Origin of the sequence: Clostridium nigeriense (assembly GCF_050585245.1) — a bacterium.
GTDB classification, from domain to species: domain Bacteria; phylum Bacillota; class Clostridia; order Clostridiales; family Clostridiaceae; genus Clostridium; species Clostridium nigeriense_A.
In genome coordinates this window covers 39,867-51,629 of sequence record NZ_JBNOOF010000011.1, presented here as the reverse complement: position 1 = coordinate 51,629, position 11,763 = coordinate 39,867, and the positions used below count along the sequence as shown (strand labels likewise).

The following is an 11,763-nucleotide window of genomic DNA, read 5'->3' as shown; positions in this document are numbered from 1 at the left end:
TATAATATTATGACGACTTGGAGCGAATGCGACGGAGTAAGTAATTCACATAATTCCGACTTTGGAGGGATTATTACATTTAGTTTGAAAAAGAAAAAATATGATGTGGAAGTGACTTGGAGCTCGCGACGGAATAATGAATTTTCATAATTCCGAACTTGAGAGGAATTATATCAATTAGTTTGAAAAAAATATTTATAATATTATGACGACTTGGAGCGAATGCGACGGAGTAAATAATATTATAAATATTTTTTATTTTTTTCTCAATTTCACTTAAAACTGGGTACTTATTTAATGATAGGGTATTTAAATAAATTTTAGGAGGATTAAATATGCAATTTTCATTTTTAGGGTATTCAGTTAAAAAAATTATGGAGTTTAATTTAGATGTTAAGGATGTAACTATTCTTAGGTATTTTGATGATTTTAGAAATAGTGGAAAAATGAATTATGAAGTTATAGAAGGTGTTAAGTACTATTGGATAAGTTATCAAAATATTGAAAATGAACTTCCTTTCTTAGGTTTAGGAAAGAGAACTATTATGATGAGGATGCTTAAATTAAGGGATTTAGGAATTTTATCTCATTATACTAAAAAAGAAGGTGGGACTTTTTCCTTTTATGCTTTTGGGAAAAAGTATAAGGAGTTATTATACATTAATAAAGATAATGACGCTAAAGATAATGATAAAGATAATAATAAGGATAATAAAGGTAAAGTTAATAATGGTAACAGAGAACAAACTAATAATTATTATATTGATGAAGAAGATATTGATTCCAATGGAATTTTAGAGGGCGATTCTACTATTAATGAAGTTCTTAATAATGAAGATAGTGTTCGTGAGAATGACGAAGCTAGACATGATTTAGAAAATTTATCTGTAAATAATCATCAAAATGAAGAGGGGGTATCCCAAAATAATCATAGAGGGTATGCAGAGAAATGTTCAACAAAGACTCATCTACTAAATAACTCATCTACCATAGTAACTAATATATATAATAATATAAAAGACAATGTATCCAGTATAATAAATTATTTAAATTTAAAGGTTGGTGTTATGTATAAGCCTAGTAACACTAAAACTATAAGTCTAATAAAAACAAGACTAAGAGAAGGTTTTAGTTTTGATGACTTTAAAAAAGTTATAGATAAAAAAGTTAAGGTTTGGAAGGGTACTAGCTTTGAGCAATACTTAACTCCATTTACTCTATTTGGAGATAAGTTTGAGGTTTATCTAAATCAAAAAATAGTAAAGCAAGAAAAAGGTAAAAATAATAATCCTTATGAAAATAAAAAAGGTTATGGTACCAATAAAAATCTAAGATTTCATAACTTTAAAGGTCGAGACTACGATTATGATGATCTAGAAAAGAAACTATTAGGCTGGGATTAAATATTTAAAAACAATAATAAAATGATGTTGATAAAGATTGGAAGATTAATTTAAAATAATATTTAGTTATGATATAAAAATAACCCCAAAAGACGAATTATAAATAAATATGAAGTAAATTAGGAATTTAAATAAAGGGTTTATAGTTATTATATATGTAAAAATAATAAACTTTAGTTAGAAAAATAATATTGGAAGAGCAAGCAATAAAATTAGATTTTTAAAGATATAGAGAAGGAGTGTTGATATGGTTGATTTACATTCTCATTTAATTTGGGGAATTGATGATGGTTCTAAATCAAAGGAAATGACGATGAGTATGTTGAAGCAGGCAGTAAAGGGAGGAACTAAAAAGTTAGTGCTTACCCCTCATTATTTTCCGGGACACTATGGGGTGCCAATAAATGAAGTTAAAGAAAAAACAAAAAACTTGATGCTTTTAGCTAAAGAAGAAGGACTAGATATTGAAATCTATTTTGGACAAGAGGTTTATTTCTCAGAAAGGATTTTGGAATATTTCGATAATGGTCTTATAGGAACTATTAATGAATCAAGATACATGTTAATTGAGTTTAATATGAGAAATTTTTCTATTAAAGAAGTTACAGAAGTTCTGTATGAGCTACAACTTAAGGGAGTAGCACCAATTATTGCACATCCAGAAAGATATCACATGTTTATAAAAAATCCTGCTTTAATAAATGAGTTCATTGAAGAAGGTTTTCTTTTTCAGATGAATATGGGAAGTATTATGGGGGATTTTGGGAAAGAAGCAAAGAAGACAGCAGAAATATTCTTAAAAAATAAAATTTATAGTTTTATAGGTTCAGATGCTCATAGAGATGAAAAAAGAAATCCCGATATGAGTAAAGGAGTTGAAGCTTTAAAGAATATGGATAATAATTACTTTAATTACTTAAATGCTTCAGGGAAAGAGCTTTTAAATAATGGAGAAGTTAGATTTATAGGAAATTTAATAAAAGAAAAAAAAGGATTATTAGGTTTATTTAGTAAGTATTAATATCAACAATAAATAGGAAGATTATAAAATAATTTAAATGGAAGATTAAAGTATACAACTATAATAGCGCAAAAACACTTGAATAATTTTATAATTGAATAAAATAAAAAAACATTTATTATAAATCCTTGTTATAATTGAGTTTGCACACAACAATGACAGCAAGGAGCTATACATAAATGTTTCAGAACACAATTATATCAGATGAATTATCAATATACAAATTTTTTAAGAAATTAAATTTTGATTTATATTTAACTAAGCCATAAATACAATATTTAGAAAATATAATGAATACAATGATATCAAAAGGTTTTAATGGAAAAGTTTCCGATATAGCGGAGCTTGCTCCAGCAAGGCATAGAACTAGTATCACTAGATTTCTTTCAAATAGTTCTTGGAATGAAAAACTTTTAGAAAGAAGTTTAAAAGCATATATTATAGAACTTATTTGGGTTAAATCTAGAGAAACTAAACAACCAATATATTTTATTATTGATGACACTATTTCTGAAAAGACAAAGCCCTCGTCAAAGGCTAAAAATCCAATTGAAAAGTGTTCATTTCATAATTCTCACTTAAAAGGTAAAAATGTATATGGTCATCAAATATTAGTTTCGTTACTATCGTGTGACGGTTTAGTTCTTCCATATTCAATTGATATCTACGATAAAGAATCTATGAGTAAAATAAGATTGACTCAAAATTTAATTTCAACACTTCCTAAACCTGAAAATAAAGGATTTGTTTTATGTGATAGTTGGTATAGTTGTAAAGATATTTTTAATGCTTCTGAAAAAGCTGGATACAGTTATATTGGTGCTTTAAAAACTAACAGAGTTATTTTCCCAAAGGGTTATGAAAGATTAGGAATAAAACTTCATCAATTTGCTAAATCATTGAATATTGAAGACTTTGACTTTGTCACCGTTAAAGAAAAACAATATTATATTTACAATTACGTAGGCAATTTAAAAGATAGAAAAAATTTTTGAGTTATTAAAAATAGCCTAAGAGTCTGTTTTTTAAATTCAACTGTAAAATTATTCAAGAGAAAATGCACTATTATAGTATACAATGTAAATTTTCAAAAATTTATATTGTAATTACTTTCCTCATGTAGAAAAATGTCGTAATATGATAAATTCTTGTTATTTAAAACAATAAGTGGTTATGATATAATGCTGAATTGAAGAATATTTGAAGAGTATATATAAAATATAAGGATGTTAGTGAAAAATGTAAAATTGCTAAAGAAGATGCATAATATTGAAAAAATTGAATTTTCGATAGAAAAGTTAGAAAACTTAAGTGTTTTAAACGGAAAAAAGATGAAATATTGAAATTTATTGTGGTGAAAAGATTTATTTTTAAAATAAATTTAGAGGGACTATTAATGAATCTAGATATATGTTAATTGAGCTTAAATTGTATACTTTCCTATTAAAGACTAATGAATTTTTTTGTGAGACATATCTTGAAGGAAACAATTCTGATCATTATATATTTAGAAATATGTTTATATTTATAAAAAGTCCTTCTTGGATAAATTAATTTATTGAGGAAGGGCTTTTTATAATTTCTATAATTTAGATTTTAGGAGCATTGCATTTTCAAAATATTAAGAAAAGCAATGTTATTTATATAACTTAAAATATTTAATAGATTTAAAGGAGGAATTATATGGAGAAATCCTATGTAGTTGAAGAAAATTATATTGAAACAATAACTAAAGAGGAAAGCGCTGCTTATAAAATTTCGAAGAGATCATTAGATATTATTTGCTCACTATTAGGCTTAATAATATTAAGCCCTATACTATTAGTTGTAGCTATCTTAATAAAGCTAGAATCTGATGGCCCTATAATATTTTCTCAAAAAAGAGTGGGATTAAATGGAAAAGAATTCAAAATGTACAAGTTTAGGTCCATGGTACAAAATGCAGAAGAATTGAAAGATAAGTTAGTACAAAAAAATGAAATGTCAGGACCAATGTTTAAAATGAAAGATGATCCTAGAATTACTAGGATTGGTAAGGTTATAAGAAAGACTAGTATAGATGAAATCCCACAATTAATAAATATATTAAAAGGGGAGATGAGTTTTGTAGGACCTAGACCAAGTCTTCCGCAGGAAGTATTAAAGTTTGAACCTTGGATGATGCATAGGTTAAGTGTAAAACCAGGACTTACATGTTATTGGCAGCTTTCAGGAAGAAATAATATAGATTTTGTTGAATGGATGAAGTTAGATTTACAGTATGTAAAAGATAGAAGTTTTTTATTAGACTTAAGACTTATATTTAAAACATTTTTTGTATTATTTGGAGATGAAAATGCTTGCTAGTTAATTATCATTTATATTATAGAAAAACAAAGAAGATAATTTAATTTTATAGGGGGTTAAATGATGAAGGGAATAATATTAGCAGGTGGATCAGGTACAAGACTATATCCGGTAACAAAGGCAATGTCAAAGCAAATGGTACCTATATATGATAAGCCTATGATTTACTATCCAATGTCTGTACTTATGCTTGCAGGCATTAGAGAAATATTGATTATATCAACACCGAGAGATATTACTAATTTCAAAGAGCTTTTTAAAGATGGTTCAGAATTAGGATTAAAAATTGATTATGCTATTCAAGAACAACCAAATGGTTTAGCAGAAGCTTTTATAATTGGAGAAGAGTTTATTGGTGATGATAGTGTAGCTATGATTTTAGGAGATAATATTTTCTATGGACAAAATTTCTCTAATCATTTAAAGGAAGCAGCTTCTTTAGAAAGCGGAGCTATGGTATTTGGATATTATGTACAAGATCCAAGAGCTTTTGGTGTAGTAGAATTTGATGAAAATAATAAGGTTATTTCTTTAGAAGAAAAACCAGAAAAGCCAAAGTCAAAGTATGCAGTACCAGGATTATATTTCTATGATAATACTGTAGTTAAAAAGGCAAAAGAACTAAAACCATCAGATAGAGGAGAACTTGAAATTACAGATTTAAATAAAGTATATATGGAAGCTGGAAGTTTAAAAGTTAATCTATTAGGTAGAGGAATGGCTTGGCTTGATACAGGAACTCATAGTTCAATGTTACAAGCATCTAATTTTGTGGAAGCTGTTCAAAATACTCAAGGTACTTACATAGCGTGTTTAGAAGAAATATCTTATAGAAAAGGTTGGATAACTGCTGAAAAAGTTAAAGAATTAGCTAAACCTTTAATGAAAACTGGATATGGAAAGTATTTGGTTGATGTAGTTGAAGAATTAGAAACCAACAAAAAATAAATTAGGAGATGTAATTATGGGGAATTTTAATTTTATAGAAACAAAGATTAAAGATTTATACATAATAGAACCTAAGGTTTTTGGAGATAACAGAGGTTATTTTATGGAAAGCTATAATAAGAAAGCCTTTGAAGAAGCAGGTCTTACTATGAACTTTGTTCAAGATAATGAATCAAAATCTAAAAAAGGAGTTTTAAGAGGACTACATTTTCAAACAAAGCATACGCAAGGAAAGCTTGTAAGATGTACAGAAGGTAAAGTTTGGGATGTTGCAGTAGACTTAAGAAAAGGCTCTCCTACTTTTGGAATGTGGGAAGGGGTATATTTAAGTGCTGAAAACAAAAGACAATTCTATGTTCCAGAAGGTTTTGCTCATGGATTTTTAGTATTATCTGATGTAGCTACATTTAATTATAAATGCACAGACTTCTATGCTCCAGAATATGATTGTGGACTTTTATGGAATGATAAGGAGATAGGAGTAGAGTGGCCTTTAGATGGAATTGAAGAAATACTTTTATCAGAAAAAGATAAGAAGCAAAAAACTTTAAAAGAATTAGATTTACCTTTTGAATATAAGTAAGAATCAAAATCTTTGATTTTGTTATTCGAACTTACTCATACGACGAAGAAGTAGGAGTTTCAAAAGCTGAATCAAAATCTTTGATTTTTATATGAAAGGAGAGATACTATGAAGATATTAATAACAGGTTCTAGAGGACAATTAGGAAATGAACTTCAAAAGATAATTAAAACTGGCGAAGCTGAAATAGGTAAAGTCAGTGATAATATTAAAAATTCTGAAGTATTTCCATTAGATATTGAAGAACTAGATATTACTAAATTGGAAGATATTAGAATAGTTTTTAATGATTTAAAACCAGATGTAGTTATAAACTGTGCTGCTGCAACTAATGTAGATGGATGTGAAAGTAATCAGGACTTAGCTTTTAAAATTAATGCTATTGGACCAAGAAATTTAAGCTTAGTTTGTGAAGAAATAGGAGCGAAATTAGTTCAAGTTTCAACTGACTATGTATTTAGTGGAGTAGGAGAAACACCATTAACTGAATTTGACTTAACAGCACCATATAGTGTTTATGGTAAAACTAAGCTTAAAGGTGAAGAGTACGTTAGGGAGTTTTCTTCAAAGTATTATATTGTAAGAACAGCTTGGCTTTATGGATATGTTGGTAAGAATTTTGTCTATACTATGATGAATTTAGGAGAACAAAAGGATTCTTTAAGTGTAGTAAATGATCAACTTGGAAATCCAACAAATGCTAATGATTTAGCATATCACATATTAAAACTTATAGAAACTGATGAATATGGAGTATATCACTGTACTGGAAAGGGTGAGTGTAGTTGGTATGATTTTGCATCAGAAATAATGAAACTTTCAGGTAGAAACTGCAAAGTGAACCCATGTACTTCAGAAGAATATAAGAAGATGTATCCTAATTCAGCTAAAAGACCAGAATACTCATCATTAGATAATATGATGCTTAGATGTACTGTTGGTGATGAAATGAGAGATTGGAAAGAAGCGTTAATTAACTTTATACAGAATTTAACTAATTAGAGTTTAGATATTTAAATCTATAATTATATATAAATTATAGATTTTATATAAAGAAAGGAAAAGTGTATGAATTCAATTAATACATCAAATGAAAATTACTATATAGAGCTCGATTTGAAAGGATTATTTTTTAAAGTAAAAAGTTATTGGTATTTTATGTTAATAGGACTACTTATTGGTGCTGCACTTGGAGTTGGAAATAAAATGCTGTTTAGTGATAAATATAAAGCATCATCAATGATATATTTAAGAGGCGGAGACTCTTCTATATCACTTCAAGACTTACAAGTAGGATCAGAATTAACTAGTGATTATGAAATAATTTTAAAAAGTAGACCTAATTTAGAAAAAGTAATATCAAAATTAAATTTAAAATATACAGCACAACAATTAGGTGGAATGATTTCTATATCAAATCCAGAAAATACAAGAATTTTAAAAGTAGAAGTTACTTCAGGAGATGCGAATTTATCAAAAGATATAGTAAATGAAGTGGTTAGCGTTGGAATGGAGAGTATTAGAGAAATAGATTCACAAGAGCCATATTTAGTAGAAAAGGCAATTTCAAATAATAATAGTGTTTCAATATCTCTGAAAAAATCTGTTATGATAGGATCAATTTTAGGAGTAATTTTAACATTTTTAATAATAACAATTAAATTTATTTTTAGTGACAATATTCAATCTATAGAAGATGTAGAATATACTTTAGGTTTTCCAGTTTTAGCAGTAGTTGTTGAAAGTAAAACATTAAGCTATGAAAAGAAAAGTACTAAAAGTAAAAGAAATAAAAATTAGGGTGGTAATGTAATGGGAAAATTAATAGAAATTAATTTATCAGCACTTGGAAATGATTTTGGAACAATTGAATCATATAACACATTAAGAACAAATCTATTGTATACTGAAAATTTGAAGGTTATTACAATAACAAGTACTTTACCAGACGAAGGAAAAACAGTTTCTGCTTTTAATTTAGCAAAAAGTTTTACGGAAATTGGTAAAAAAGTGTTGTTGATTGATGGTGATTTAAGAAAAAGTTCTTTAAAAAAATATTTATCAGTAAAGGGTGTAGTACCTGGCTTAAGTGAAGCATTAACAAAACAAGCTAGCGATATAATTAATTCAACTAATATAAAAAATTTAGATGTAATTTTTTCAGGAAAGACTCCACCAAATCCATCTGAATTATTGTCAAGTAAAATTTTTGGAGCGTTTATAGATAAGCTAAAAGGCGTTTATGATTACATTATTATTGATACACCACCTGTAAACATTGCAATTGATTCAGTCATTATTGGAAGAATATCTGATGGAACAGTTATGGTTGTTAGAAATGATTTTGTAAAAAGAAGTGAAATCAAAAGAGCAAAGGTACAGTTAGAGAGAAATGATGTACGTATTATAGGGATTCTATTAAATAGAGTGAAAAAGACTCAAGTAGATTATAAGAATTATGTCTATAAATACTATTAATAAGAAAAAAAAGATTATTATAAGTATAATAATTATAATTTTAATTAGTATTATTATTTCTGGTATACAGATTCTAAATAGAAAAGAAGTTTATCAGGTATATAATGAACAAGAAACTGATTACCATGAAGTTATTTATAATAATAATAAATATATTTATAATACATCGATAATTTCTATTTTATTTATGGGGATTGATACAAAAGATAGTGAGAAGCAAGGACAAGCGGATATTGTCCAAATTTTATTATTAAATAGAGAATCCAAAACGATACAAGTTCTTTCTTTATCAAGAGATATAATGACGGATATTAAGCTTTTTGATGTTGAACATAATGAACTAGGGTGGCATAAACAACATTTAGGACTAGCATATTCCTATGGAGATTCAAAATCTTCAGGGTGTATGTTAATGGCTCAAGCCATTTCCAAAATGATGGGGGGGATTCCTATTGCTAATTATGCATCAATGGATTTAAATACATTGCCTAAAGTTCAAAATATAGTAGGGGAGTTAGAAGTTACATTACCTAATGATTCTTTATTATCAATAAATGAAGAATGGAAAGAAGGAGAAACTGTTACTTTAACTAGTGAAAATATAGAAGAATATGTAAGAAGCAGAGATATTCATACGGACTTTTCAAATAATTCTCGTATGGAAAGGCAAAAAGCATATGGTATAGCATACTTTAAAAAAATAAAAGAGATGTTAGAAAATAATTTCGATGAAACAGTTAAAGATATTTATAATGCTTGCAATGATATGACAACTAATATTAGTTTTAATGATATTAAAATTTTTTCTGAAATGATATTAGAATATAACTTTGATTATAATAATGATTATTATATGTTAAAAGGTGATAATGTTTCAGGGGAAATTCATGATGAATTTGAGTTAGATCAAGATTATTTAAAGGATCTTATAATAAAATTGTTTTATAAAAAGGAGGAATAAAATGAAAAAGGTAACTAAAACTTTATTATTTAGTATTTGTATTTTATTTTTATGTGTAGCAACAACATTTGCTTTACCAAGTATTTCTATTAATGGTGCTATAGTTGAAGATGTTTTAGTTGATGGAAAAAAAGTTGATGGTGTAACAATTAAATTTGTAGATGAAATTAGTAATGTGGATTCTTTAACAAAATCTGTTATTGAAAAGCTAAATAGTGGTATTAATATAAGCGAAGCATTAAATGGCAATGAAGTGTTGTCAAAAGACAATTTAAATTTAAATGATTTTAAAATGTTAACTAAATTACAGGATTTGGTAGCTTATGATAGTCAAGGAAAAAGCTTAACAAATGTTACAGTAACATGGGAAGTTACAAATTTGATTGAAGATTTAGGTGATATTTATGTATTGCACTATAGTACAGTTCGTAATGTATGGGAAATTATAACACCGACTAATGTAGATTTTGATAAAAAGACAATTACAGCTGAGTTTGAAGATTTATCACCTGTAGCAGTTATTTATAAATATAACAATAGTATAACAACAGGTGGAGATGTAAATAATGAAGCTACTACAAATAAATTTGACTATAAAACTTTAGGATATATAGGAACAGCAGTTGTATTATTAGTTATAATATTTGCTATATGTAATGGAAATAAGAAAGGAAATAACAGAAAATTCGATAGCTTATCTAAGTAGTAGAATTAAATATTTATGTTTTAGAAGTAATCTTATTTAGATAATATACAATATGTTAATTAATACAAGAATTTAATAGTATTAAACTTAAAAAGTAAATTATTAACAAGATATAAAAAGGAGAATATAAGGATGAAAATTTTAGTTACTGGAGGAGCTGGATTCATTGGTGGAAATTTTGTGCAATATATGGTTAATAAATATCCAGAAGATACAATTGTAAATTTAGATTTATTAACTTATGCCGGGAATTTAGAAACTTGTAAAAGCATAGAAAATAAAGAAAATTATAAGTTTATACAAGGAGATATAGCAGATAGAAAATTTATTTTTGATTTATTTGAAAAAGAAAAATTTGATATAGTTGTAAATTTCGCTGCTGAATCACATGTAGATAGAAGTATAGAATCACCTGAAAGTTTTGTTAGAACAAACGTTAATGGCACTACCACTTTATTAGATGCATGTAACACTTATGGAATTAAGAGATATCATCAAATATCAACAGATGAGGTTTATGGTGACTTACCTTTAGACAGATTAGATTTATTTTTTACAGAAGAAACTCCTATAAATCCATCAAGTCCATATAGTTCATCAAAAGCAGCTGCTGATTTATTTGTTTTAGCATATCATAGAACATATGGTTTACCAGTAACAATTAGTAGATGTTCTAATAACTATGGACCATATCATTTTCCAGAAAAATTAATTCCATTAATAATTTCAAGAGCATTAGCTGATAAGAATGTACCTATATATGGAGACGGAAAAAACGTTAGAGATTGGTTACATGTCTATGACCATTGCGAAGCAATTGACTTAATTATTAGAAAAGGTAAGGTAGGAGAGATTTACAATATAGGTGGTCATAATGAAAGAAGCAATTTAGAAGTAGTAAAAAATATTTTAGGTATATTAGGAAAATCAGAATCTTTGATAAAATACGTTGAAGATAGAAAAGGGCATGATTTGAGATATGCTATAGATCCCACAAAGATTGAATCAGAATTGGGATGGAAACCTAAATATAGCTTTGAAACAGGTATTAAGCACACAATTGAGTGGTATTTAAACAATGAAGATTGGTGGAAAAATATTATATCAGGAGAATATAAGAAATATTTAGAGAAAATGTATAAAAATATATAAAACTACTTTTGCAAAGAGAAATTTACAAAACAATGGAAATTAAAAACAAATCAGTATATTATATCTAACTTAATAAAATAATTTTCCACTTTCTCTTCTTAGAAAAATACAATGAATTAGTATTTTGAAAAAAGTTAGAATTTAAATTTGGAAATGTATTTGAGA

At 26.9% G+C, this 11,763-nt stretch carries 11 protein-coding genes and 1 pseudogene; all 12 read left to right on the top strand.

The genetic code is table 11. The features are described 5' to 3' along the window. Positions 1–335 precede the first annotated feature (335 nt). The 12 genes and pseudogenes from ACQPUY_RS15150 (at position 336) to rfbB (ending at position 11,598) form a co-directional block, all read left to right on the top strand. Positions 336–1,403, top strand: a complete 1,068-nt coding sequence (locus ACQPUY_RS15150; protein WP_430842439.1) for a conserved phage C-terminal domain-containing protein — start codon at positions 336–338, stop codon at positions 1,401–1,403. Positions 1,404–1,650: 247 nt separating this feature from the next. Further along, a complete protein-coding gene (locus tag ACQPUY_RS15145; RefSeq protein ID WP_430842437.1) occupies positions 1,651–2,424 on the top strand; it encodes a tyrosine-protein phosphatase in 774 nt (257 codons plus the stop codon). 179 nt (positions 2,425–2,603) lie between these two features. Beyond that, positions 2,604–3,413: pseudogene (locus ACQPUY_RS15140) on the top strand (IS701 family transposase); the annotation flags it as partial. A gap of 694 nt (positions 3,414–4,107) precedes the next feature. Then, positions 4,108–4,770 carry a sugar transferase gene (locus tag ACQPUY_RS15135; protein ID WP_430842435.1) on the top strand — a complete coding sequence of 221 codons (663 nt, stop codon included), beginning with the start codon at positions 4,108–4,110 and terminating at the stop codon, positions 4,768–4,770. Between the two features lie 63 nt (positions 4,771–4,833). Beyond that, positions 4,834–5,718, top strand: a complete 885-nt coding sequence (gene rfbA, locus ACQPUY_RS15130; RefSeq protein WP_430842433.1) for a glucose-1-phosphate thymidylyltransferase RfbA — start codon at positions 4,834–4,836, stop codon at positions 5,716–5,718. A gap of 16 nt (positions 5,719–5,734) precedes the next feature. Next, on the top strand, positions 5,735–6,301 hold the full coding sequence (rfbC, locus tag ACQPUY_RS15125; protein ID WP_430842431.1) for a dTDP-4-dehydrorhamnose 3,5-epimerase: 567 nt from the start codon (positions 5,735–5,737) through the stop codon (positions 6,299–6,301). 108 nt (positions 6,302–6,409) lie between these two features. Then, positions 6,410–7,303, top strand: a complete 894-nt coding sequence (gene rfbD / locus ACQPUY_RS15120; protein WP_430842429.1) for a dTDP-4-dehydrorhamnose reductase — start codon at positions 6,410–6,412, stop codon at positions 7,301–7,303. Positions 7,304–7,369: 66 nt separating this feature from the next. Then, positions 7,370–8,101 (top strand): YveK family protein, encoded by a 732-nt coding sequence (locus ACQPUY_RS15115; RefSeq protein ID WP_430842427.1) that lies wholly within the window; start codon positions 7,370–7,372, stop codon positions 8,099–8,101. 12 nt (positions 8,102–8,113) lie between these two features. Next, complete coding sequence (locus ACQPUY_RS15110; RefSeq protein ID WP_430842426.1) at positions 8,114–8,779, top strand: CpsD/CapB family tyrosine-protein kinase; 666 nt, start codon at positions 8,114–8,116, stop codon at positions 8,777–8,779. Next, entirely contained in the window at positions 8,760–9,740 is a 981-nt protein-coding gene (locus ACQPUY_RS15105) for an LCP family protein (RefSeq protein ID WP_430842424.1), read from the top strand. The genes ACQPUY_RS15110 and ACQPUY_RS15105 overlap by 20 nt, the downstream gene beginning before the upstream one ends. Before the next feature lies 1 nt (position 9,741). Then, positions 9,742–10,446: a hypothetical protein gene (locus ACQPUY_RS15100; RefSeq protein ID WP_430842422.1), complete on the top strand. Its 705-nt coding sequence runs from the start codon at positions 9,742–9,744 to the stop codon at positions 10,444–10,446. A 132-nt stretch (positions 10,447–10,578) separates the two neighbouring features. Continuing rightward, a complete protein-coding gene (gene rfbB, locus ACQPUY_RS15095; protein WP_430842420.1) occupies positions 10,579–11,598 on the top strand; it encodes a dTDP-glucose 4,6-dehydratase in 1,020 nt (339 codons plus the stop codon). Positions 11,599–11,763 lie beyond the last annotated feature (165 nt).

Excerpts from the sequence above, each read along its gene's own strand:
- ACQPUY_RS15150 (WP_430842439.1), top strand. The coding sequence starts at position 336 with ATGCAATTTTCATTTTTAGGGTATTCAGTTAAAAAAATTATGGAGTTT.
- ACQPUY_RS15145 (WP_430842437.1), top strand. The coding sequence starts at position 1,651 with ATGGTTGATTTACATTCTCATTTAATTTGGGGAATTGATGATGGTTCT.
- ACQPUY_RS15135 (WP_430842435.1), top strand. The coding sequence starts at position 4,108 with ATGGAGAAATCCTATGTAGTTGAAGAAAATTATATTGAAACAATAACT.
- rfbA (WP_430842433.1), top strand. The coding sequence starts at position 4,834 with ATGAAGGGAATAATATTAGCAGGTGGATCAGGTACAAGACTATATCCG.
- rfbC (WP_430842431.1), top strand. The coding sequence starts at position 5,735 with ATGGGGAATTTTAATTTTATAGAAACAAAGATTAAAGATTTATACATA.
- rfbD (WP_430842429.1), top strand. The coding sequence starts at position 6,410 with ATGAAGATATTAATAACAGGTTCTAGAGGACAATTAGGAAATGAACTT.
- ACQPUY_RS15115 (WP_430842427.1), top strand. The coding sequence starts at position 7,370 with ATGAATTCAATTAATACATCAAATGAAAATTACTATATAGAGCTCGAT.
- ACQPUY_RS15110 (WP_430842426.1), top strand. The coding sequence starts at position 8,114 with ATGGGAAAATTAATAGAAATTAATTTATCAGCACTTGGAAATGATTTT.
- ACQPUY_RS15105 (WP_430842424.1), top strand. The coding sequence starts at position 8,760 with ATGTCTATAAATACTATTAATAAGAAAAAAAAGATTATTATAAGTATA.
- ACQPUY_RS15100 (WP_430842422.1), top strand. The coding sequence starts at position 9,742 with ATGAAAAAGGTAACTAAAACTTTATTATTTAGTATTTGTATTTTATTT.
- rfbB (WP_430842420.1), top strand. The coding sequence starts at position 10,579 with ATGAAAATTTTAGTTACTGGAGGAGCTGGATTCATTGGTGGAAATTTT.